This is a genomic window from Bacillus sp. sid0103, assembly GCF_019219025.1.
The window spans coordinates 1-24,435 of record NZ_JAHUWN010000024.1 but is presented as its reverse complement, the minus strand read 5'-3'; the positions used below and the strand labels follow the sequence as shown (position 1 = coordinate 24,435).

The following is a 24,435-nucleotide window of genomic DNA, read 5'->3' as shown; positions in this document are numbered from 1 at the left end:
CCATTCCCCCTTTTCCTCTTACCACAATGTATGAAGAAAAAAGGGGAATGATGAAACAAGATAGAAAAAACAATAGGCAAGTATGCTTTAATTTGAGATTTTTTTAGCCTCTTTCGCGAGCTTTAAGCCAACATATCGATTTCGTTTCCATTCGTTATGAAAAATCGATAAGGGTGGATTGGTTTCACCAACATAGCGACTAATTTCGATTGTCAACGCTGGTCTGTGATATGTAGTAATAAACCAGTCGGTGAATCCGCCTCCTATTGCATTTTGCACCGGCATCGCTAATTTATACCCCGTTAATTTCGAGACTTTTTTTGCAATCTGTTTATCTCGTTTTAAGTTTTTTCCATTTTTATAATTCCAATAAATTTCTCTTCCCGCTGTATGATAAGCAACAGCGATCGAGGGGTTGATTTCACTAATAAATTTTGTTAAGGCTCTTACTTCTTTCGATTCAAGAGGTTTCTCTCCTTTATAAAATTTATACCAAGGAAATACAGATTCTTGATCGAGACGTTCCCAACCGGCAGGATATTGCCTGTTCAGGTCAATTCCCATCCCATTAGCCTTCCATCGCTTAAAGTTAGCGGATCCATCATTCATCTTTACCAAAAGTTTTCGATGATGAGATGGAAAACTCTTAAAATCATTCTGTTGAATGGAAACACCATCAGGATTTAACATTGGCACAAACCAAATAGAGACATCATTAAATATTTGATGGGACTTGAAACCAAAAAAATTCCTCTCATTATAAGTGGATGCATACGACTCAAGCATTTCCATTAGCAAAAGGCTAGTCATCCATTCCCGGCCATGATGTGAACCAATCATGACTACATTTTTCTTTCCTTTTCCGAGCTTGATTGCCCAAATATCCCGCCCAAAATGAGATGTTCCGATTGATTTGATGTTTATTTTCTCTTTATATTTTTGGGTTATTTTTGATAGGTCATCTTCTAACATTTCATAACTATAACGTGTATTGGCATTAACTATTTTGGCGCTTGTCACATTTTCCTGCTGAACGGAAAACAAGATGATGATACAGGTAATAATTTTAGCCAAATAAACCTCCCCTTTGTTCAATCAAAAAAAATATATACAGGTAAATGTTGAAAACAGCGTAACCAGTGGGTGTCCAACATTTTCTGTGAAAGTTCTCCTCAAAATATCATACAATAATCTCAACTCCTAATAAGGAGGAGATAAAACAAATGAATAAAATGGATTATGATCGAGCGTTATATTATACACATCGTTCCGAGTGGGATAATTTGCTGATTTTAATGGTACGAACAAAAGACCAATTTTTATCGAAACGAATTGAGCAATTCCTGCATGCATACAATTTCGAACGTGATTACGCGGTAATTGAAACGACACTATACAACCTGCTGCGCTACATTGACCATGCGAATGAAACCGTAGATCCTGACCCTAATGAGATACCGATGTTTAGTCTTTCCTAAATTAACAAGTGAATACCATTTAAGTTGAGAAACATTAATTACCGGACCAAAGAATTCCACCACCAAAAAACACGGCTTCCTCGAATGGAAGCCGTGTTTTAACATTCAAAACAAACGGTTTTGATTATCTTATTTATGCTATCGGATATTGTTGAGCAAATGGATGTAAAATAATTTCATCAATCATCATATACTTTGGTGCCGAAGCCATGTATACAACTGCGTTCGCTATATCTTCTACCTTGAGCCAATCCTCTTTTTCAGGCAATCCTTGAGTAGACTCTGCAAAATACGTATCAACCATACCTGGATTAACCGTACCTACACGAACTCCATATTCACGAACTTCTTGAGCTACTGAACCAGAAAATCCTTGGACAGCATATTTGGTAGCTGTATATGCCGCACCATTTGGAATGGTATACCTAGCAACGTCTGAAGAAATGTTGATAATCGTACCTGATTTACGATTTTTCATATGTGGTAAGACCGCTTTTGTGGCTAGGAATACACCTTGAACATTTACTTCGAATACTTTTTTCCATTCCTCTAGGGATACTTCTTCCGTTAATTTGAAGAAGCCGACACCTGCATTGTTAACAAGTAAATCTACAGAACCATAAGTATCAATTGTCTTATTCACAACAGCAATCATGTCCTCTTCCTTAGAGACATCCGCTTGGATAGGCAATACATTGGCATAGCCCATATTCTTAAGGTCCTCAGCTGTTTGTGATATTTGTGAGGAACTGCCCACGATCGTTAATTTCATTCCTTGTTCGGCCAGTTTTCGTGCAATTTCCTTGCCAATTCCTCTTGAACTACCTGTAACAATAGCAATTTGGTCTTTAAGCATGTTTTTCTTCCTTCCATGATGAGGTTCTTGGTTGGTAATGAAGTTGATTAAATTTCCTGAACCATTTTCATTTTATTATCAACTAACGACATAAAATCATTTTCAATTGTTCTTAGTTTTGCTTTGCTTTCTTCTAAACTTTTACTATTGACACCAAAATAGAATTTCACCTTTGGTTCCGTACCAGATGGTCGTAAACAAACCCATGAACCGTCCTCAAATGTATACTTTAAGACATTCGATTTTGGTAAATCAATCGTTTCCTCACCATTATCCGTTACTCGAGTACTTGTTAAATAATCTTCCGCAGTAGAAACTGCCAATGTTCCTAGGCTTGTAATTGGCTCTCTTCGGAAGGAAGCCAATAACTGTTGAATCGTCTCTGCTCCTTCTTTCCCTTTTAGAGTCAAGGAGCGTAAGCCTTCTTGGTAATACCCATACTTTTCAAAGACCTGCATTAATCCTTCATAGAGGGACATGCTTTGCTTCTTATAATAAGCACAAACCTCTGTTGCTAAGAGAGCCGCTTGAACAGCGTCTTTATCACGGGCAAAATCACCAATTAAATATCCGTAGGATTCCTCGTATCCAAATAAAAATGTACGATTACCCTTTTTCTCATACTCATTGATTTTTTCTGCGATAAATTTAAATCCTGTTAACACATCGACTGTTTCTAACTGATTGGCCTCAGCTATTTTCCGACCGATTTCTGAAGTAACGATTGTTTTTAACACCACTCCATTTTCAGGAAGGGTTCCTTTTCCCTTTTTCTGGGTAATAATATAATCAAGTAATAGGGCCCCAGTTTGGTTACCGGTGAGGACTACATATTCACCTTCAGGATTTAATACAGCAATCCCTAAACGGTCTGCATCTGGGTCTGTTCCAATAAGAAGATCTGCGCCTATTCTTTTTCCATCACGAATCGCTAATTCAAAGGCAGCATGTTCTTCTGGGTTAGGACTTTTTACCGTTGAAAATTCTGGATCAGGAAGTTCTTGTTCTTTGACAATCGTTACATTTTCATATCCTAATGCTTCTAGTGCAGCACGGACAGGCTTGTTAGCAGTCCCATGCAGCGGAGTAAAAACGACTTTGAGATCCGTTTCTTCAGCAAGGGTTGGATTCTCAGATATTGTTTTTAATTTTTCTATATAGGCTTGATCAATTTCCGCACCAATTGTCTTAATTAATCCGGCTGCTCTTAATGTTTCTTCACTGTCTACCTCAATCAATAATTCATTTTCAATCTCATTTACCTTGGCAATAACCTGGTCTGCTGCTTCTAGTGGCAGTTGGCCACCATCCGACCCATACACTTTATAGCCATTATACTCAGGAGGATTATGGCTTGCAGTTATTACAATGCCTGAAAAGGCGTTTAAATATCTTAAGGCAAATGATAATTCAGGAGTAGGTCTTAATTCATCAAAGACATAGGTTTGTATACCCTTTGTGGCTAATGTTTTAGCAGCCTCCAGCGCAAATTCTGGAGATTTATGACGGGAATCATAAGCAATGACAACTCCTCGTTGTTTCGCTTCGCTACCATAATTTTCTATGTATGCCGCCAGTCCGGCCGATGCTTTTCGAACAGTATAGAGATTCATGCGGTTGGTACCAACCCCAATTTCTCCACGCATTCCGCCAGTACCAAATTCTAAATTTTTATAAAAGGCCTCTTCTAATTGCCTCTCATCCTTTGTTAAATCTTTTAACTGGTTCTGTAATTCAGTATCCAATCTGTCAAATTCCATCCAACTTTTCGCTGTCTTTTTCCAGTCCATGACGATTCCCTCCAAATTATGTCTACCGTATATTGTTTCTAATTTCATCTTGGTTACTCCTTTAAAAATCTCATGAAATTAGCCGACAATTTTCGTAGAACTAAAATTATTCAGTTCTTTCTCTATATTACCTCAAAAACCACTCCTATTAGTAGGAAAAAAAATAAAAGTCTGCAGGTGCAGACTTTTTTTACCTATATTAATAACTCATTATCGGCTTTTGAATAAATACTAAGCATGGAAGTTCTAATACATTTCGCCTCTTCAAAGTGTTCATATTTAAAGGGAAACAACAAGCCAAACTCATTTAATGTCTCAACATTCTTATTAAATAGTGAGGTATATTGTTCATCTAGTTGAGAGGCTTCTAAAATTGAGATTAATGTTTGAATGCAAGTCATGACCTGAAAAGCATCTTTTAATGTATTGAAATCTTCTGAAGTGTGCAGAACTTTTAATCGCTCAAACTGACGAATCTCCTCATCAGTAAAATAGAGCGGAAATATATTCGAATAGATATACCTCACCAGTCCGTTAATTTCCTCTTCTTGACTTGGTGTCGAGGCAAACACAATTTTCACTTATAACCCACCTTTGCCATCGCTTATTTCTGTCATATTATATATGATAAGAATATCATAACTAAGTCAGTATTAACTGTGGTAATTATAACCTGAAGGAGAATTACATGCTTAACACAATGCGAATGGGAGAATGGTTTCAAATAACTGTTCCTTTAGAATGGAATGGCATAACCGTGGCTGATATTTTTAGACATGTCTTTGATTCCCCTAAAAAATTAACTCACTCTTTTAGAATGGAGAATAAAGTGTTAGTTAATGGGGAGCGGGCTAACTGGAATACGCCTCTTATCAAGGGGTCCAAGTTACAATTGAAACTATTTGAAGAAGAAAATATAGAAATTTTCCCAAACTACATAGAAATAGAAATTCTATATGAAGACGAACATATTTTGGTAATTAACAAACCACCCTTTATGAATACTCATCCAAATGATCCAAAGGCAGACCATGATACACTTGTAAATGCTGTGCAATTCTATCTGCAAGCAAAAGGGGAAAATAGAAATATTCGGCAAATTCACCGCTTAGATCGGGACACATCAGGTGCCATCCTTCTTGCCAAACATGCATTAGCAGGGGCAATAATGGACAATATGCTCGTTAAAAGGAAAATTAAAAGAACCTACATAGCTTTAGTTCACGGAATAGTTAAACAAAGACGAGGGACAATTAATAAACCGATTGGGCGGGATCGCCATCATGCAACGAAAAGAAGAGTGTCTCCATCAGGACAAGTTGCGCTTACTCATTATGCTATATTAAAGGTAGACAATGAGAAGCAGCAATCCTATGTCAAATGTTGGCTCGATACGGGGAGAACGCATCAAATCAGGGTTCATTTAAGTCATATGGGACATCCTTTAATTGGAGATACGTTGTATGGAGGGAGACCGATTGTTCAAAGACAAGCACTTCATGCAGCAAAGCTTGAGTTCAATCATCCTTTTACTCAAGAGAAGATTATATGTCATGCTCCATTTTTAGACCAACCTATTATTTTTAAGGATATTGACATCTATTCCTTGTAAGGAAATAAAAAGCCTCCGAGGTTATCGGAGGCTTTTTATTTCTTATCTATCGGTTTTTCTAAAGGAACGCAAAATGAAGCTTACGAGCAAGACCAAAACTGCTGAACCGATGATTGCAGGAATGATCGCAAAATCAGCAACATGTGGCCCCCAATCACCTAAAATGGCAGTACCAAGCCAAGCCCCAACAAAACCTGCAATGATATTACCAATAATGCCGCCCGGAATATTTCTTCCAACGATTAGGCCTGCTAACCATCCAATAATCCCACCAATAATTAATGCCCAAATGAAACTCATTCAGTACACTCCTTTTTAGTATTCAATTATTTTGTCTCAGGCAGTATTGGAAAAGTAACGTATTTTCATGCTACCTGTATCTATAAAGTACCCTATTTTCAATTTTATACTCAAAAAAGAAAAAATCTTAACACGTACAACAAAGTACATAAATACATGAATATAGGCAAAAGTAAAAAAGTCCCCATCATAATGTTAATTTTTTGTAAACCTCATTGAATTTATCCTTTAAAATAAACTATTCAAAAAATTCTAATGTTAAGTTTTTGTAAATTTATAAAGAATTTGTTTCATTTTTCGACATCTTTCAGATAAAATTATTTGGGTTGGTATACAACACTTGTTCAAATGAAATTGGGGGTATTCACATGGCATTTAAAAAAACTGATAAATTTATGGCATTACTTAGTAATATTTCCGCTAACCTTAAAGAAAGTGGAAATTTCTTCACCGAATACAAATTAAAAAATGTAAGTGATTTAAAAATTTTTTCAGAGAAAATGAAGGAACTTGAAACAAAAGGAGATACATACGTTCATGAAGTAATCAAAGAATTGAACGATGCATTCATCACTCCAATCGAACGTGAAGACATTCTTCATCTTGCCATGAGCATGGATGATGTACTTGATGGACTTGAAGGATGTGCTGCATTATTTGAAATGTACTCGATTACGAATGCGGATGACTATATGAAGAAATTTGTGGATGCAATTCAAGCCAGTGTTCATGAAATCGACAAGGCTGTCGAACTGCTTTCTAATAAGAAATTACAACAAATTAGAGAGCATGCAATTAAAATAAAAGATTTTGAATCAAACTGCGATAATATCTTACGTCAGTCGATTAAAAACTTATTTACTGTCGAAAAAGATCCAATCCGTATTATTCAATACAAAGAAATTTACGAAAATCTTGAAGATATTGCAGACTATTGCCAAACTGTCGCAAATACACTTGAAACCATTATCATGAAAAATGCTTAAGGAGCAAACATATGAGCGTTGTATTAATATTAACGATTTTAATAGTCATTGGTGCCCTTGCATTTGACTTTATTAATGGATTCCACGATACTGCAAATGCAATTGCTACCTCTGTATCAACTAAAGCTCTTAAACCACGCCAAGCAATCTTGTTGGCTGCGGTAATGAACTTTATTGGTGCATTAACATTTACTGGTGTAGCAAAAACTATTTCTAAAGACATTGTTGATCCATTCTCACTTACTGGCGGTCATACCGGGTCAATTGTTATTTTTGCGGCACTGTTATCAGCGATTTTTTGGAACTTACTCACATGGTATTACGGTATTCCAAGTAGTTCTTCTCATGCAATTATCGGTTCTATTGCGGGTGCGGCAATTGCTGCAAAAGGATTTGAAGTAATAAAAGCTGAAGGTTTTATTAAAATTCTTGAAGCTTTAATTATATCACCAATCTTAGCTTTCACAGTTGGGTATATTGTTTACAGTATTTTTAAAGTGGTTTTCAAGAACTTTAATTTAACTAAAACGAACCGATCCTTTCGTTTTATTCAAATTGCTACTGCCGCATTGCAATCCTATTCACATGGAACAAACGATGCTCAAAAATCAATGGGGATTATCACCATGGCTCTGTTAGCTAATGGTTATCTTCATACGGATGAAGTTCCTTTTTGGGTACAACTCTCTTGTGCGATTGCCATGGGACTAGGTACCTCAATCGGTGGATGGAAGATCATTAAAACCGTTGGCGGAAAAATTATGAAGATTCGTCCGATTAATGGTGTTGCCGCAGATTTAACGGGTGCAGCAATCATTTTCGGAGCCACTTATATCCATCTACCAGTCAGTACTACCCACGTCATCTCTTCAGGGATACTAGGGGTTGGTTCTGCACATAGGCTTAAAGGGGTAAAATGGGATACAGCACAACGTATGTTAGTTACATGGGTAATTACACTACCAATTACAGCATTATTAGCTGGTATCATCTACTTCATCCTTAATATCTTCTTTTAAAAAAACAACCAGAAAAATTCTTCTGGTTGTTTTTTTAACTATATCACTTCTAAAAGTACTGCTTGTACATATTTTTATGTTAGAGGACAAGTTTTGGAGTGATGGAATGTGAAAGAAAAAATGGCAGCAATGCTGCTCGGGAGTTTGCTGTTGAGCCTTGGTGTAAATGGATTTTTAGTTCCCTATCACTTACTTGATGGAGGAGTAATCGGTTTAGGACTCATCATTCATTATTTTTACGGATGGCCAACTGGACTAAGTATTATTGTATTAAGTCTTCCATTATATGTTTTAGCTTGGTTTTTCGAAAGACGCTATTTCTACTATAGCCTCCATGGTCTTATTATTTCTTCATTTTGTATTGATTTTTTATCCTTTATGAATGGAAAAATAAATATGGGGATTTTACCAAGCACAATCATTGGTGGATTGCTTGTCGGTATAGGGATAGGGCTTATGCTTCGTTATGAAACTAGTACAGGCGGGACCGATTTACTTGCCCAATTGTTAACTAAATTTACTTCCATTAATATTGGGATCATCATCTTTTTAATAGATGGTTTAGTCATAACAAGTGGTATTCAGGTTGTTGGTTTAGAAAAGTTCTTTTATTCACTTTTGACAATCCTCTGCGTCGGTTTTATGACGACCTTGACTGTTAGGGGAAACAATAATGAACATTTCCCTTACTATTGACACATTGAGAATTAGATAACCTAAAAGAACCGCTGGCTCTTCTGAAACCAGCGGTTTCCTTTATGAATTCCACATTAACTCGTGTGCACAATTGGAAAAATAGCCGTAAACCTGCTGCCCTTGTCAAATTCAGATTGAACAGTTACCTGACCATTATGTGCTTTTACGATTTCTTGGACTATCACAAGCCCTAATCCTGTTCCGCCAATTTTCCTTCGGTCAGAGTTATCAACCCGATAGAATTTAGTAAATAATTTATCTATAGCATCACCAGGGATTCCTAAACCAGTATCTATAATAGCTACATGTATTTCATTGCCACTTTGACTTTGAGATACTTCAACCTTAATTTCTCCTCCTTCAGGAGAATATTTAATGGCATTGTTAATTAAGTTCGTGAAAACTTGCTCAAGCTTTTCTTTATCCCCCAAAATGATTGGATTTGAAATGAAGTTTTCTAAAGAAATCTCATGTAACTTCGTATTTACTTGCTGAGCCTCTATAACTTTTTCAAGAATGGGTATCAATTGAATATTTTTTTTTCGTAAGATTGCTTCCCTGCCTCCATTTTTTGTATATCTAAAAAATCGTTGATAAGCGCAGTCAGTCGTTTTGCTTCATTTAATATAGTAATTAAATACTTTTCTCTTCTTTCTGGCTTTAACTCCCTTTGTAGTAATAACTCCGTAAAACCAAGTATACTAGCTAATGGTGTCCGTAATTCATGACTGACAGTGCTAACGAGTTCTGATTTTAACTGAACTAGGAATTTCAATTCTTCGTTTCTTGCCCTTAAATCCTGCTCTTTTTCCTTTACCTTATCTACCATTTTTTGAAAAGCTATGGACAATGCTCCAATTTCATCTTCCTGATTTCCATTTACCTCTATCACAGCATCATTTCCATGTGCAAGTTCATTTGCTGCATATGCAAGCTTTGACATTGGCTGACCAATTTCCTTTAGCATTATTCGTATGATCCTTAAAAGTAATAATAAAAGCAACAAAATAAATAATAAAAATGCAAATTGGATTATTGTTTTAATCTTTGTTAGCTGACTATAATGTACTTCCAATTTACTATCTAATATTTGTAGGTAAGCACCCAACGAGTCCTGAAATTGAGCAACGTCGGCTATCGCTTGATTATTTGCTATTCTTTCAACCTCATCAATATGTCCTGCTTCATATTCAACCATAACTTTAGGTAATATCACATGAAAATAATAGTGGTTAAACGCATCAATATTACCTACTAATTTTTGATCTTCCTTTGTTGTAGCAAATTTTTTAAATTTTTGACTTAACTCTTTGATTTTGGACTCCTGTACTAGCGCATTTTCTTTCAGTACTGTATTCCCATATGCGAAATATCCTCTTGCATCAAAAAATGCCTTATTAAATGCATTATTTATTTCTTCTGTAATCTGTTGTTTTGCTCTAAGTTCGTCACGTGTGGTGATATAGGATTCATTCAGCGAATATAAGGTAACAAGTAAGAGTGTGGCTCCTAAAATAAAACTAGCAATAAATATTCCCATTAAAGTAACAAACTTTTTCGATAAACTCTTCCTTATCACAGACTTACTTTTCATTCAATATTTCCTCAACTGTTTCTAAAAGCTGACTGGGGCTAAAGGGCTTGGCCATGAAATGGTCAGCCCCTGCCTTAATAACCTTCTCCCGCTCATTTTGCTGATTCTTTGCAGATAACATTAATATCTTTGTATTTTTATTTTTCTCAAATAACTTCACTTTTTCTATCACTTCAAAACCTGTATAAAGAGGCATCATGTAATCTAAAATAATGAGATCATAGGCATGTTCTTTAAGATAATATAACGCCTCCTGACCGTCTTCAGCCTCGTCAATCAAAAAATCATGATTTTCAAATATATCTACAATTAACATTCTTAGGACTTCTTCATCTTCAGCTAATAGGATCCTCTTCATCTGTTTCCGTCCTTCAGTTCCGTCGTTCCATAAGTCTCTTTCATGATTCCATATGATTTTTTCAATCTTTCATAAAAGGCTGGTTTCTCCCACTTCTTCCAGCTGTACAAAAATGTATCGGTTTGATGAAGCTGATTATTAGTTGCTTTAGGAAATGTCTGCATGACCATCCCTTTTTCTGTTGTCACAATGGCCAGTCGAATTCCGCTCGTTTCAACACTACCAGACAAACCACTTTCCCACACATTCCCCATAACTTCCTTTAAACTTGGGTCTTTCACATTTAATAACTGCCACGGAATCCTTCCTTCAATAACTTTCTTATCATTACTAATACTAACATCCGTTAAAGAGTTAAATTCTTGATCATTTGGATTCGCGTTCCCAAACTTCAGTTTTCCTGTCTCGTAACTTTCAAATGGAATAATCTCCTTGGTGGTCGGAATCGTCAATTCCTTATTAAGGGCAAGTCTAATGGGATGAAACACTCCATTATTGTTGTGATTCGCATATGGCTGCTCCTCAACCATCTTCAGGAGATGAGCATACTGATAATAAAATGTATCATAATAACTATCAACCATTATTCTTGAAGTCTCAGGCCCCGTTAGTTTAACTAAAAAATCAATTCCAAAGTCTGTTTTTACGGAAATCTCATCTTCTAATGGTATTTGGCTCTGGCCTTGTTGATTAATGGAATCAAGAAGCAGGTAAGTTCCTTGGTTACGAAAATCAACCGGACGATTATATTTTATAAGGAAATATAAATACCCATTATCAGAAGTTAACCAAACTTCCTTTAAGGTCTCCTTCTTATCTGTACTATGATAACTCTTTTTCAATCCTGCTAGCTCCCAATCCTTTACATTGCCGTCAACAGTGATTTGGTTTTCCTTTTTTACTGGTTCAAATCCTAATAACCCAAAGTGCTGTTCATTTGTTTGCAAGTTACTCCAATATGGCCTTCGATCGGGATTATCAAAATCCATGGTATTCCATGTTCGTTTAAACCATTCATCCTGCCAGGTGAAGACAAGTCCCCCCATATAGCCTTCTGAAACAATTGATTCATATAGATGCTTATTAATATTCCCTTGTTCCTCTTCTGAATGAAACCCTTGGTTCATTCCATAAGCGTTCTTATGTGTTAACCCTCTGGAAGCGGGAACGCCAAATTCCGCAACAAGAACTGGCATTTGATGGGCAGCACGCAGATCATTCAAGTAGCCAGCATAATTATTTTTCTTACCCTTTGCATCTATATAATTAAGGTATGACTTCTCAAAGTTGAGAAAATCAGGATAATAAGGATAGATATGATAGGAAGCAAATAAACCTGAAGAAAATTGTTTAGATGCTTTAATATGATTGGGATTAACGGAAACCATATCTTCATTCGCCAGTGGTTCAGTTGGATGCTTCAACATATCTGTAGTAACCCAGTTCGTAAAACTCAACGAATGCTGCCACTGGTATTGTTTCGCTTCATAATCAACAGCATAGTCCATTAAACCTGCCAGCCAGATTTCAAAGGGATTTGCCCGTTCTGTTTTAAAGTATTCCCCCTCAAATTGACCAATTTTTGAGTGCTTTTCATTTGTGTTTGTGACCATAGCTGGATCCCATTCTGTGCCGACAATGATTCCTAGAACATACTTTGAAATGTCGTTTTTATATACACCGGACGCGTGTCCAGGTCGATCTGGTATGTCTGCCTTTCCATGGATAATATCAATCATATTTTTTATTTCAAGCTTCGCATCGTCTAAATTAACTTTGGCAAAGGCATCTTGGGTTCGTATTAGATTCTCTTCATTGACCCACGTACCATGAAATAAGAAAAGCGGCTTTTTAGCGATTTTGTTATATTCGTAAAAGGCTTCATAAAATTGCGGCGGGTGGAGCGTGTAAATTCTAATCGCATTTGCATTCATTGCACCTATTTCTTTAAACCAACGAAAGTATTCGTCTTTTGTAATTGCTGTTTCACCGGGAAAATAACCAGGTTTCCCTATCCCCATATTTACACCCTTAATTAAGAGATTCTTCCATTTCCCATCCTTTTGAATCTGTATATAGGTATCTCCAGTTTTACTGTTTGACTTAATCCCATCAAGCTCGGCCAACTCCACCTTTTCCTGATGAGCTACATGGTGCAATCCATTTTTTAAAATATCCTTCATCATTGGCACGTAGGTTTCCCAATAAAACGAACCGCTAGAACCCACATTCCTCTTCCAAGCATCGAATCCCTTTGTTTGATAAATTCCAGGAACATCCGATTCGTCAGCAAAATCTCCTGAAAAATAATAGGAGGAATATTTAGCATTTTTGTGATAAATAACGGCTGGAAAATAGGTGGGAATCCCGTATCCTTTAATTGTATCTTTTGCTTGCGGAGATATCGGTAACTTATAAGTGGCCAAAATTTCATTCTTATCTTTGGCATTAATAATATCGAACCAATACGTATATTTCCCATGGAGTCCGCGTGTAAAATGTTTCTTTCCTTTATCTGTTAATTGAAAAAGAAGACCATCGTCTTGAACATTTCCCCCCCCAATTACAACTACATAATTATTTTTACTGACAAACACAAATCCTTCACCTTTAAAAGACCATTTCTTGTTTTGCTTCTCATAATTCTCTTTTACCCATTCTGGTACTTCCGTACTTTCAAGGTTGGAAAAAAAGCGTCCAATCCAGCCGGACCATTCTACATTAAGTAAATCAGAGATCTCCGCTTTTGTTGCTTCTGATGTAGGACTCGCAAACGTATTAAATTCTGCTATTAAGGTCTTTCCCTTTGATTGAATAAGTTCCTTTTTTATTTGATTGACTTCACTGGTTTTAAGTCCACCATAAATTTTTGTAGAGTGTTTCCCTAACGGATTCTGTCCGAAAAACTCTTCTTTATATACCCCATATTGATCCGTTAAATAGATAAGATCATAATTTTTTAAGTCCTTCGGCAATGGAGCAATCGTATATTTCTTCCCTGCTTTTGGTTCAAATCCTTTATAATCATCAGTAACCGAATAAGGTTTTTGTCCGTTTTTAAAATATTTAGCATTGTTTAGTATCCAAACAAGGCCTTTATGTTCTCTATAGGAAGGATTTGGAACCGTCTTATCAACAATTAACACGTTTAATTTTTTCACGGGCTGTACTTGCCATAGCCAAAAGGGGCAGGTGATAATAATTAAAAATAGAATTGTATAAATAATTAAATTGATTGGTTTTTTCATTCGGAAACACCTTTTCTCTTCATTTCTCCCCAACTTCTATCACCGATTATCATTTGCCATATTCCCTCACATCTCCAGAGCACGGTCATCGGCCTATACCAAATGGTTTCAGTTAAAGAGTATAAAAACAACTTCATGATATCTGATACCTTTGGATACTTTGTTAGACTCCATTCTTCTAAGAGAACGGCTGTCATTGAAAAAACAGACCCATATAAACAGGATAGAAGAAATAACAAAATAGCAAATTCAACATAGATTCCACCTAGGAATAAACAAAGTATCATAAAAAGGTATCCTAAAAACTCAATTATTGGCCCGAAAAATTCGACAATCCAAAAGTAAGGAAAAGATATGAAACCAATCGAACCGTATTTAGGGTTAAATGTAATTTTCTTATGAGTCCACAAGCTTTCAAACAGTCCTCGATGCCATCGTCTCCTCTGCCTGCGTAAGAATGTAATGTCTTCAGGAACCTCAGTCCAACAAACAGGGTCAGGAACATAGACAATCTTCTTATTTGTCTTCCTCTCCTTTAAGAGTCTGTGCATCCTTACGACTAATTCCATATCTTCCCCAACCGTATCCGTTTTATAACCACCTGCTTCAATCACCCAGTGCTTTGAAAAAACACCAAACGCACCCGAAATGATTAATAAAAGATTGTGACGGCTTAAGCCAATTCTCCCCATTAAAAAAGCACGTAAATATTCAATAATTTGCATTACGACCAATGGGTTATTGGATAACCCGATTTTTTGAATATGCCCGTTTTTGATTTGGCAGCCGTTCGCGATTCTTACACTTCCACCCGAAGCAATAACTTCTTCATTTGAATCTATTATAGGTTTCATCACCTTTAAAAAAGCATCCGGCTCAAGAACAGAATCGCCATCTAAAGAACAAAAATAGGGGTAATGGGAAAAGTTAAGACCGACATTAAGTGCATCTGCCTTTCCCCCATTTTCCTTATCAATAAGAAACAAATTTGATAAAATGGTTGATTGATATATCCTTCCAATAGGTTTTGTATCCACTTGCTTTCTAACCGCTATTTTTATTTCCTTCATCTCATAGTGCTCTATCACACTTTCAAGTGTGTGGTCGGTTGAACCGTCATTAACCACAATCACTTCAAATGTAGGATAATTAATGCTTAATAATGAACGTACACTTTGAATAATACCTGCTTCTTCATTGTATGCAGGTACGATAATTGAAACGGGTTTGACATAAAAATCATCTGAATAATCTTCATATGCTTTGACTCTATCGAGTTGGTATTCCTTCCGCAATTGAATAAAAGAGATAACCAAAATAACAGAGTAAAAAGAAATGACAATCACCATATATACAGCTATAAACCAAGCAAAAACCGTAACAACATTGCCCCACTCAAAAATTGTCATTTGTCTATACCCCTTTATGCAGCCATTCCCATGCCATATCCTTGGCAAATGTATCGTTTGATGTTTCTAATACTTCCCGCAAAATTTGGTGCCCATTTGGAAATTGGCAGATTGATTGTCCAGCCTGTGAACGAACCCACCACGTTTGGTCATGCAAAAGTTCAATTAATCTTGAAATACCTTTGACTTCTTTTAATGAACCAATTAGTTTTGCGGCAACCATTCTTTCTTCCCATTTGGTAGAATAAAGAAGTTCTAAATAGGGTTCTGTATTTTTTACATAGCCTATTACAGATAATGCCTTTAAGGCTCGGATCCTGATTTCCCCTTTATAGGCTGAAAAAATACTTTCAAGAAACGGAAGATAACTTATTTCTCTTTTTATCGAAATTACATCAAGAATTGCTTTTTGTAATGGTGGACTGCTTTTATAAAAATGAAGAATAAATTGGTCGAATTGGTGTTGCTCGAGGCGTACTAATATATGACGGTACTCAAATTCAGAAAAAGAATTGAAGTTGGATGTTAACATATCAAATAAATTTTCATATTGGAATAAGGCAAGGATTCTAAGTGTATGAATAAGTTCTTCGTGAGAAAGTTGTTTCTTCGTTGTTAGCATGTAAATATCTTTGATCAGGAGCTTTAGATTGAAATCCTCAATATGATAGAGAGTATTCATCCGTTGACTCCATCGCTTGCTTTTAAGTAGTTTTCGATAATACTCTGCTAAATACATTGTTGCTAATTCTGATAAACGTTTCTTTTCATCATCGCCTTCTAAAACTTTACTATAGCTGCTTAGGAGCTCTTCGATTGCCTTCTGTTCAAGAACTGATTCAGGATTTATCCCCCTTGAATAACCTCCCTCCGTGATCATTGTAAAAAGGTTTGACCGATGTTTTTCGATATATCGCTCAATGATCTTTCTGTTCTTAATATCTATTGCTTTCCGTATCGATAAGTACACAAGCAAAACCATCAATAACCCTAAAATAGTTATCGTTAGAATTGTTAGGAAAAATAACTCATTCTTCAGCATTCTACTTCATCCTTTTAATTAAACGTTCTATCCTTGCTTGAAGTTCTTTTATACTGAAAGGTTTGGTCACATAATCATCAGCACCAAGCTTTAACGCCCGCTCAATATCCGTCTCACTTTTTCTCCCCGTCAGCATCAGAACATGAATATTTCTTCTTTTTTCAATTTTTTTTACTTTTTGCAGGATTTCAATTCCATCCATGATAGGCATAACACCATCAAGTATTAAAAAGTGTTCTCCTATTTTCTCTAAGCGTTTTGATTCAAAAAATTGAAGACCATCTTCAAATGCTTCAAGGTCTAGTTCATAATGATCAAAATCCATAATTTTAAGTATTCTCATTAGCATTGTTCTGATAATAGCATCGTCATCAATGACAGAAACGAGCAAGGTTTTTTTGGTAATTACTCGGGGATTCACCCCATCCAAATGTACTAATTGGTCAAATATTTTCTTTCTTTTTAAAAGTCCCTCAATTCGAACTGTCAATTCTTCTAAATCGATTGGTTTTTCAATAAAATCATCTGCTCCTAATTTATAAGCTGTGATTCTTGTTTCACGATCGTTAAGTTGACTAGTAATAATTTTTGGAACAAATTGTTGGCTATTATGATTTTGCAAATCATCGAGAATTTGAAAACCACTGATACCATGCAGGTGTTGATTGATTATTACACAATCTGGACTTAAATCGAAATACTGTGATATAGCCTTTTTAGCTTCCGTATTGGCTACCACCATCCAGCCCTGTTCTTCGAGTGTATCCTTTAATAAGATAAGCATCGAAACATCATCATCTATAATTTGGATGAGAGGAACATTTTCTTCTTGACGCAGTTCTTTATTCTTCTCCTTCTCAATAAAATTTTCATATTCGTAGGCAAGACTAATTAAATCATCTAGAAAGGTTCTAAGCTCGTCCTTCTCCCATTTTTTTTGTTTCGTCTCCTCAATTGATTTCATTAATCTTCCGGAAAGTTGGTGAAGACCACCTAGTAAAATTGTTCCTGAACTCCCATGGATAGAGTGAAGAAACCGGTAAACCTCCGAATTTTCAATAATAATCAGATCTTTTGATTCGAACCACAAGGAAATTTGCATTTTTATTTTCTGGAAAAGCAGGTTTTTATATTTATTTAAGTCCATAACGATCTACTCCCTGATTGAAAATCATTCAAACGATGAATGAACAGAATTTCTCTTTATTTGTTTTATTGCTTTACTATTCCCTTTTTTCTTCACAGTTTATATGTATCTAAAGTTTATTATTAATAATTCCAAGTGTCACGTTCAAAATGCAGAAAATTTGACAAAAAATATTAATATTTGACAAATTTCCTCAAATTTTAAGACTACAAAAAAAAGGATCCATCTACCTGGATCCAAGAATGTTATTTATATTAGGTTTTTAACTTTATTTGTACAGCTGTCCATTGCTGCCATAATTGACCCTCGAAATTGCTTTTCTTCTAGGGTAACAACTGCTTCAATCGTTGCTCCTCCAGGCGTACACACATTATCTTTCAACTCACCAGGATGTTTACCCGTTTCAAGTACCATTTTTGCAGCCCCTAGAACACTTTGAGCAGCAAGTCGATATGCTTGATTCCTCGGTATTCCCTGCCTTACTCCACCATCTGCCATTGCTTCGATTAACATATAAACATATGCAGGGGAGGAGCCGCTGATAGCAGGAACAGCATCCATAAGCTTTTCTTCCAGCCGTTCGGTCTTACTAAAGGTCTGAAACAATTGCTCCACCTCAACAATCTCGTTTTCGGTGAGATATTCATTCGCACATATCACACTCATACCTTCACTCACTACAGATGGAGTATTCGGCATTGTCCTAATTGACTTTACCTGGAAACCAAATGAATCCTCAATATCCTTTAAAGTAATTCCAGCAGCAATCGTTACAATGATTGCCGTTTGTTTAATATCATTCTTGATTTCTTCAATTACCATCGGATATAGATCTGGTTTCACCGCAATGATAAGAATGTCAGCAAACGTTGCAACATCTCTATTATGTAAAGAAGTGCGTATTTCATATTTTTGTTCGATCAATGTTGTCGTTTCAATTGTCTTAGCACTTGCCATGATGTTCTCGTTTGGAATCGTCAAAGAGTTAACCATACCCTCCATCATTGCCTGAGCCATTTTTCCCGCCCCAATAAAACCTATTTTCTTTTTCAAGCTAATCTCCCCACCTATTTATACATTTCATTCTCTAATACAATGATATTTTCTGCGTAAGTTGTTCTCCCAATTTCTTTTGTATTTTCAACCAACCTATATATATTATCACAACATTGTTTTGCACCTATAACTAATAATGGCACACCGATAAAATCAATTTTTAATCCCCTCGAAAAAAATCCACCCATGGACATGGCAAATGGGACAGTTGGTGAAGTGTTGGAGAATACAATTTTTTCTTCAAATTTAAATTTTTTTTGCAGCAATAAACACATTTCCTTTAATGCTGGAACAACATATTTGTTTCTTTTCCGTCCAATCGTATAAACAGAATTTCCGTCTTCATCCATTCCGTGGAAAATAAGCTTTCCAAAATCAGATTTCGTTAATTTATTGAAATACTTCACACTTAATATTTCTTCCTTTGTGAGTTTTCGTTCGGATTGAGGTAATCTTTTTAAATGGTAGGCCGCAGCTATAGAAGTTGTATGCGTCCCGCCATAATCATTATAAATATATATCATGGAATCATCCTTTAATTTTTTACGTATATTATGTTCCATATTGTAGTTGCCAATTCATGGGAATATTCTCTCCAAAAAAAAGAAGTTTATCACACGGATAAACTTCTCTAGCTTATTTAGTTAAATCTTTTGGTGAAAAAGCTCCAGGAAGTAAATCTTTTACTAGAACTTTTTGAATATCACCTTTTAAATTTGTAAGCACAACTTCCATTTCATCATCGCAAAGTTCAGAAATCACTTGACGACAGGCACCACATGGTGGAACTGGGCGATCTGTGTCTGCAACGACTACGAGGGAATCAAATTCTGTAATTCCTTCCGAATACGCTTTAAACAAAGCGGTTCGCTCTGCACAGTTTGTCATACCGTAAGCCGCATTTTCAATGTTGCAGCCGTGGAATACTTGACCATCTTTAGATAATAGTGCTGCACCAACTTTAAATTTTGAATATGGTACATATGCAAACTCTCTTGCTTTATTTGCTTCGACAATTAGGTCTTTCTTTTCCATCATGTTCACGCTCCGCCAAGGAAATTAATGCTGCACTATTTTAGTAATCCATTCAAGAAGCACGCCGCCAAAATAGACCCCGAAGACACCTACTACTGCTGAAAATACCGGGGGAGCTGGTAGTGGAAGTTTTAAAAATTTAAACAACATACCAACTATTAAACCGGCAATTAATGCCATTATTACGTCTCTCATCGAATTAACCTCACAATAGATTTTTTAGTAATTACTTAATGAAAGCTCACCTTTACTAATTGAAACACCAGAACTTGCACCAATACGAGTTGCTCCTGCCTCAACCATTGCTAGCGCGTCTTCACGGCTTCGAACTCCACCTGAAGCTTTCACACCAATTTCTGGACCGACTGTTTGACGCATCAAACGAATATCCTCGACAGTGGCTCCACCTGTAGAAAAACCTGTAGATGTTTTTACATAGTCTGCCCCAGCCTTAACAGAAATTTCGCATGCCCTTATTTTTTCTTCTTTAGTTAACAGGCAAGTTTCGATGATTACCTTGACCAATGCTTTTCCTTTAGCAGCCTCGACTACCGCACGGATATCTCTTTCCACCAAATCGTCTTGCTTATCTTTTAGTGCTCCAACATTAATAACCATATCGATTTCATTGGCTCCATTTTCAATAGCATTTTTTGTTTCAAATGCTTTTGTTTCAGGTGTAGTTGCCCCTAGAGGAAAACCAATTACTGTACATACTTTCACTTCTTTAGTCTCGGCTAGCATTTCAGCGGCTGTACGAACCCAAGTTGGATTAACACACACAGACGCAAATAAATATTCCTTTGCTTCTTCCACTAATTTTACAATTTCTTCTTTTGTTGCATCTGCTTTTAATAATGTATGATCAATCATTCTTACTACATTCTGTGTCATATTTTTAGTCTCCCTCAAAGTCAAAATTTATATATAAAATTTTAATGTCGTATATCACAATGTAACTATATCAAACCAACTGAACATTTGTAAACACATTTATGAACAAATGTAAAAATTTTTCTTGGCTAATTTTTATCAAGCAAGAATTGTGCAGTAAATTGGTCTGTAACGAGGACATTTGCATACCCGCCTTTTAGAGCACCGTATATTCCCTCAATTTTATTCGGCCCGCCTGCTACAAGAATGGATTGATCCTTTTTCTTTAAATCGTCCAATTTTACTCCAAGGGTTCGATCATTCAGGCTATCATTACATATTTGCCCGTTTTCATCAAAGAAACGTGAACAAATATCTCCCACAGCTTTTCCATATAGGGATTCCAAGTCACTCTCAGTAAAATAGCCTAACTGGAATAATAAAGAGTCTGTTTTAATTGGACCAATTGTAAATACTGCAATATTTGCCTGACTGCCAAGTTCAAGGATTTTTCGAATATGACGGTCTGCCTCCATTGCCTGTTTTACAACAACATGGTCCACTATCGCTGGAAGTGGGAGATTATGTGGGGTTGTATGAAATGCTTTACCAAAAAGATATAAAATCTCTGATGCATACGTATTTGTTTCTGCATGACTTACACCACCCTTTAGTTGAACGACTTTTACCCCTTTCACAAATTTCTGCCTTAATTCAACTGCAATATGGTAGAGAGTCGTTCCCCATGTTACCCCAATAATGTCATCATCTTTAACAATTTCATCTAGATAAATGGCTGCTTTTTCCCCAAGGTAATTTTTTATCATGTGATCTTCATATTGTGGAATCGAAACGACAATTGCTTTTTTCAGTTTGAACTTTTTTTCAAGTTCTGTCGCAAGATTCTCAACATCTTCCGTAGGATCTAATATTTTGATTTGGACAATACCGTCACTTTTTGCCTGCTGCAATAAACGCGACACAGTGGGCCGGGAAACGCCCAATTTTTTGGCAATTTCATTTTGATTATGATCCAATAGATAATAGAGCTTTGCTGCTTCAATGACTTTCGTTAATTTTTCACGATCCACTGTTATCACCTTACATTTAATATTTTCTCTTTATTGTAGCAAAAAAAATATTCGATATCACGGCAATTTAACATTTGTAAAAGTTGGCATGAATTTTATTTCAATTCGTTTTAAAGAAGCTAAGCAGGAAAATGCATTTTAAACAGTTATTATGGGGAACATTTATTAAGAAATATCGGGGCAGATCGACGAAATTAGCATCCGCTATTGATTAGTATCTTTACTTTTATAATGAAAAATGATTCCTGTTAAGGAGGCGAGTCTGTGCAGAAAATGGGCGGATTTATTTTCCGAAATCGTAAGGTGGTACTCGTAACGTGGATATTAGTTATTCTCCTCTTAGGATTATTTGCGACAAAACTGCCGTCCGTCCTTAGCGGAAATGGTTTTGAGTATAAAGGTGAATATAATAAAACACGTCTAATTCTCGAAGAAGAGTTTGGTCTTGCTAAATCCTCGATTATCCTGGTTTTTGAAAAAGACAAAACCGTTAGTAATTTGGATTTCAGGAAATTTATTTTAGCCAACTTTGAAAAAATAAAAGATTATGATAACAGAGAGCAAATTATTTCCCCTTTGGAACATACAGGAATGATTAAAGATCAATATGCCTATGGGATTATTACTTTTAACAAAGATGCAGAAAGCCTGGGAAAAGAAATCAACGAATTAAAGACTTTACTCGTTAATAAAAAGGGTCTAATGGTTACAATGACAGGGGAACCCATTATTGTCCAAGACCTTAATACTGCAAGCCAAGAGGATTTAGCGAAAGCGGAAATGATTGGTCTGCCTATTGCTTTAGTTGTTCTTATCCTTGCCTTTGGCGGTCTCATTGCGGCATCGCTCCCGATCGTCATTGGTGTCGTTTCGATATTATGTACCATGGGTACCGTATACTTTTTTAGCTATGGCGCTAATTTAACGATTTTTATTTTAAATATTGTACCGATGATTGGGTTAGCACTAAGTATTGATTTTGCCTTATTATTTATTAATCGTTATAAAGAAGAATTGAAAACAAAATCGATAAAGGATGCTATTGAAATAACCGTTTCAACTGCAGGTCGTTCCATTATCTTTTCAGGACTTTGTGTTTTTATTGGTCTATCAGCGTTATGGTTTATCAAAATAGATATTTTTCAGAATGTTGCACTTGGCGGAATGACCGTTGTGTTAATTTCTGCCGTTTGTGCATTAACCTTACTTCCTGCGTTGCTTGGAGTGTTGGGAACTAAGATCAACAAATTAAGTATTTTGCCAGCAGTTGACAAGGAATCGATAAGTTTTTGGCACAAGTTTGCTAAATTTGTCATGAAACGCCCAATTCTTATGACTGTAGCTGCCCTGGCTCTTCTCCTAGCTGGATTGATTCCAGTTAAACAAATGATTTTAGCCATCCCTGGTACCGAGTCCCTGCCGCCAGATTACCCTTCAAGAACTGCTTTAGAAACTTATAAAGATCATTTTGTTTCTAATGAAACGAGCGATGACAAAAAGGTAATCGTCGTCCTTGAATCCAGAGGTAACATCCTTGATCTAAACAATCTTGAAAAAGTAAAAAAAGTAGTTAAAAACTTTGAAAAAGATACACTTGTGAATTCCGTATCCTCACCTTTTTCCGCAACTGGATTAAAGGACGAGAACCAGCTTTATCAAGCACTCACTCATGGGGATCAAACCAAGATTGCCCCGATTATGGATTATTTTATTAGAGATAATAAAATGCTCATCGAGGTAAATTTAAAAACTGGGGAACATTCCGCTAAAGCAAGACAATGGGTTAGTGATTGGTCTAAACGAGATTTAGGTTTAAACGCTTCATTTGGCGGGTCGATTAAATTTGAGCAAGAAATTTTTTCTGAAATATACCAAAAAGCACCAGACGGACTATTATTGATTGTGGTTTCTACATTTATCATATTAATGGCCGCTTTCCGATCCATTCTTATTCCTCTAAAAGCGATTCTGATGAACGTATTAAGCCTAAGCTGCACCTTTGGAATCCTTGTTTGGATTTTCCAGCTGGGTCATTTTGGCATCACACCTGTAGATATTGCGTTAATTTTACCTGTTTTTGTCTTCACTCTGGTTTTTGGACTTTCGATGGATTACGAAGTATTTCTCATCTCGAGAATTCAGGAATTCTATTTAAAAACTGGGGATAACAGTGAAGCGACTATTTCTGGTTTAACCTATACGAGTAAAATTATCACTTCAGCCGCTGCGATTATGATCGTCGTCACCGGAGCATTTGCCTTTACTGCCGTCATGCCAGTTAAACAGTTAGGAGTGGGTATTGCCATTGCTATCTTGATTGATGCAACCATTGTGAGGATGGTGTTAGTTCCTGCACTGATGAAACTACTTGGCGATTGGAACTGGTGGTTTTTTGGCATAAGAAATAAAAAACAGTTGATGACGAGAAAAAAGCCAGCCTAGTCGTCAAGAGGCTGACTTTTTTGTATTTTATTGACTCCACCACATCTGTTATTTCAAATGCTCTTAGCGGTTTTTAACAAGCTTGTTTTGTCCTTAATCAGCTTTCATGAAAGAAAATCATCCTGCTTTCCTGTAGCTTTTTGTCCTTCATCAGCTTTATGAAGGACATTCCTCTGCTTTCCTGTACCGTTTTGTCCTTCATCGGCTCTATGAAAGACATTCCTTCGGCTTTCCTGTACCGTTTTGTCCTTCATCGGCTCTATGAAAGACATTCCTTGATTGAGTCCATATAATTGTGTAAAAAGAAAATGAGTCAAATTAATTCCTCATGGTTACAATGTTAACGGCGAAGAAAACAATGTGGAGGAATTAATTATGACTCAAATACAGTTTAACCTAAATA

Annotated in this window: 25 protein-coding genes; 6 read left to right on the top strand and 19 right to left on the bottom strand. The window is 36.1% G+C overall.

Features of this window, described 5'->3' with window-relative positions; all coding sequences use genetic code 11:
* Positions 1-87: 87 nt before the first annotated feature.
* Complete coding sequence (locus tag KW850_RS23155) at positions 88-1,074, bottom strand: M14 family zinc carboxypeptidase (RefSeq protein WP_256358399.1); 987 nt, start codon at positions 1,072-1,074, stop codon at positions 88-90.
* A gap of 149 nt (positions 1,075-1,223) precedes the next feature.
* Between KW850_RS23155 and KW850_RS23150 the strand changes: the two genes are divergently transcribed.
* Positions 1,224-1,478: a YhdB family protein gene (locus KW850_RS23150; protein ID WP_218350121.1), complete on the top strand. Its 255-nt coding sequence runs from the start codon at positions 1,224-1,226 to the stop codon at positions 1,476-1,478.
* 133 nt (positions 1,479-1,611) lie between these two features.
* On the opposite strand, the gene KW850_RS23145 is transcribed toward KW850_RS23150, so the two are convergent.
* From KW850_RS23145 to KW850_RS23135, 3 genes are all read right to left on the bottom strand, one after another.
* On the bottom strand, positions 1,612-2,334 hold the full coding sequence (locus tag KW850_RS23145) for an SDR family oxidoreductase (protein WP_218350120.1): 723 nt from the start codon (positions 2,332-2,334) through the stop codon (positions 1,612-1,614).
* A gap of 47 nt (positions 2,335-2,381) precedes the next feature.
* Positions 2,382-4,124 carry a phospho-sugar mutase gene (locus tag KW850_RS23140; protein ID WP_218350119.1) on the bottom strand — a complete coding sequence of 581 codons (1,743 nt, stop codon included), beginning with the start codon at positions 4,122-4,124 and terminating at the stop codon, positions 2,382-2,384.
* Between the two features lie 194 nt (positions 4,125-4,318).
* The gene (locus KW850_RS23135; RefSeq protein ID WP_218350118.1) at positions 4,319-4,705 is read right to left on the bottom strand and encodes a YhcU family protein; all 387 of its coding nucleotides are present in this window, start codon (positions 4,703-4,705) and stop codon (positions 4,319-4,321) included.
* A gap of 107 nt (positions 4,706-4,812) precedes the next feature.
* On the opposite strand from KW850_RS23135, the gene KW850_RS23130 reads away from it, so the two are divergent.
* Positions 4,813-5,736, top strand: coding sequence for an RluA family pseudouridine synthase (locus KW850_RS23130; protein WP_218350117.1), 924 nt, complete (start codon positions 4,813-4,815; stop codon positions 5,734-5,736).
* Positions 5,737-5,778: 42 nt separating this feature from the next.
* Here KW850_RS23130 and KW850_RS23125 read toward each other — a convergent pair whose 3' ends face one another.
* Positions 5,779-6,036 carry a GlsB/YeaQ/YmgE family stress response membrane protein gene (locus KW850_RS23125; protein ID WP_218350116.1) on the bottom strand — a complete coding sequence of 86 codons (258 nt, stop codon included), beginning with the start codon at positions 6,034-6,036 and terminating at the stop codon, positions 5,779-5,781.
* Between the two features lie 368 nt (positions 6,037-6,404).
* Between KW850_RS23125 and KW850_RS23120 the strand changes: the two genes are divergently transcribed.
* From KW850_RS23120 to KW850_RS23110, 3 genes are all read left to right on the top strand, one after another.
* The gene (locus KW850_RS23120) at positions 6,405-7,022 is read left to right on the top strand and encodes a DUF47 domain-containing protein (RefSeq protein WP_218350115.1); all 618 of its coding nucleotides are present in this window, start codon (positions 6,405-6,407) and stop codon (positions 7,020-7,022) included.
* Between the two features lie 11 nt (positions 7,023-7,033).
* Complete coding sequence (locus KW850_RS23115) at positions 7,034-8,041, top strand: inorganic phosphate transporter (RefSeq protein WP_218350114.1); 1,008 nt, start codon at positions 7,034-7,036, stop codon at positions 8,039-8,041.
* A 108-nt stretch (positions 8,042-8,149) separates the two neighbouring features.
* Positions 8,150-8,737: a YitT family protein gene (locus KW850_RS23110; RefSeq protein WP_308128840.1), complete on the top strand. Its 588-nt coding sequence runs from the start codon at positions 8,150-8,152 to the stop codon at positions 8,735-8,737.
* 74 nt (positions 8,738-8,811) lie between these two features.
* Here KW850_RS23110 and KW850_RS23105 read toward each other — a convergent pair whose 3' ends face one another.
* The 13 genes from KW850_RS23105 to KW850_RS23045 all read right to left on the bottom strand — a co-directional run bounded on the left by KW850_RS23105 (position 8,812) and on the right by KW850_RS23045 (position 21,590).
* Positions 8,812-9,264 carry a sensor histidine kinase gene (locus KW850_RS23105; RefSeq protein ID WP_218350113.1) on the bottom strand — a complete coding sequence of 151 codons (453 nt, stop codon included), beginning with the start codon at positions 9,262-9,264 and terminating at the stop codon, positions 8,812-8,814.
* Entirely contained in the window at positions 9,261-10,331 is a 1,071-nt protein-coding gene (locus KW850_RS23100) for a HAMP domain-containing sensor histidine kinase (protein WP_218350112.1), read from the bottom strand. Before KW850_RS23100 ends, KW850_RS23105 begins: the two co-directional genes overlap by 4 nt.
* Complete coding sequence (locus KW850_RS23095; protein WP_218350111.1) at positions 10,321-10,689, bottom strand: response regulator transcription factor; 369 nt, start codon at positions 10,687-10,689, stop codon at positions 10,321-10,323. The genes KW850_RS23100 and KW850_RS23095 overlap by 11 nt, the downstream gene beginning before the upstream one ends.
* Positions 10,686-13,937, bottom strand: a complete 3,252-nt coding sequence (locus KW850_RS23090) for a hypothetical protein (RefSeq protein WP_218350110.1) — start codon at positions 13,935-13,937, stop codon at positions 10,686-10,688. The genes KW850_RS23095 and KW850_RS23090 overlap by 4 nt, the downstream gene beginning before the upstream one ends.
* The gene (locus KW850_RS23085; protein ID WP_218350109.1) at positions 13,934-15,346 is read right to left on the bottom strand and encodes a glycosyltransferase family 2 protein; all 1,413 of its coding nucleotides are present in this window, start codon (positions 15,344-15,346) and stop codon (positions 13,934-13,936) included. Before KW850_RS23085 ends, KW850_RS23090 begins: the two co-directional genes overlap by 4 nt.
* A gap of 4 nt (positions 15,347-15,350) precedes the next feature.
* Entirely contained in the window at positions 15,351-16,388 is a 1,038-nt protein-coding gene (locus KW850_RS23080; protein ID WP_218350108.1) for a HEAT repeat domain-containing protein, read from the bottom strand.
* A 1-nt stretch (position 16,389) separates the two neighbouring features.
* The gene (locus KW850_RS23075) at positions 16,390-17,535 is read right to left on the bottom strand and encodes a response regulator (RefSeq protein ID WP_256358398.1); all 1,146 of its coding nucleotides are present in this window, start codon (positions 17,533-17,535) and stop codon (positions 16,390-16,392) included.
* A gap of 249 nt (positions 17,536-17,784) precedes the next feature.
* On the bottom strand, positions 17,785-18,588 hold the full coding sequence (gene proC, locus KW850_RS23070; protein ID WP_218350107.1) for a pyrroline-5-carboxylate reductase: 804 nt from the start codon (positions 18,586-18,588) through the stop codon (positions 17,785-17,787).
* 14 nt (positions 18,589-18,602) lie between these two features.
* Entirely contained in the window at positions 18,603-19,115 is a 513-nt protein-coding gene (locus tag KW850_RS23065; RefSeq protein WP_218350106.1) for a DUF3189 family protein, read from the bottom strand.
* Positions 19,116-19,227: 112 nt separating this feature from the next.
* Complete coding sequence (locus tag KW850_RS23060) at positions 19,228-19,626, bottom strand: cytidine deaminase (protein ID WP_218350105.1); 399 nt, start codon at positions 19,624-19,626, stop codon at positions 19,228-19,230.
* 24 nt (positions 19,627-19,650) lie between these two features.
* Positions 19,651-19,821: a DUF1427 family protein gene (locus KW850_RS23055; RefSeq protein WP_088085922.1), complete on the bottom strand. Its 171-nt coding sequence runs from the start codon at positions 19,819-19,821 to the stop codon at positions 19,651-19,653.
* A 24-nt stretch (positions 19,822-19,845) separates the two neighbouring features.
* Entirely contained in the window at positions 19,846-20,520 is a 675-nt protein-coding gene (gene deoC, locus KW850_RS23050; RefSeq protein ID WP_218350104.1) for a deoxyribose-phosphate aldolase, read from the bottom strand.
* Between the two features lie 128 nt (positions 20,521-20,648).
* Positions 20,649-21,590: a DNA-binding transcriptional repressor DeoR gene (locus KW850_RS23045; RefSeq protein ID WP_218350103.1), complete on the bottom strand. Its 942-nt coding sequence runs from the start codon at positions 21,588-21,590 to the stop codon at positions 20,649-20,651.
* Positions 21,591-21,863: 273 nt separating this feature from the next.
* On the opposite strand from KW850_RS23045, the gene KW850_RS23040 reads away from it, so the two are divergent.
* Positions 21,864-24,032: an MMPL family transporter gene (locus KW850_RS23040; protein WP_256358407.1), complete on the top strand. Its 2,169-nt coding sequence runs from the start codon at positions 21,864-21,866 to the stop codon at positions 24,030-24,032.
* Positions 24,033-24,136: 104 nt separating this feature from the next.
* Here KW850_RS23040 and KW850_RS23035 read toward each other — a convergent pair whose 3' ends face one another.
* Positions 24,137-24,349 carry a hypothetical protein gene (locus KW850_RS23035; RefSeq protein ID WP_218350101.1) on the bottom strand — a complete coding sequence of 71 codons (213 nt, stop codon included), beginning with the start codon at positions 24,347-24,349 and terminating at the stop codon, positions 24,137-24,139.
* Positions 24,350-24,435 lie beyond the last annotated feature (86 nt).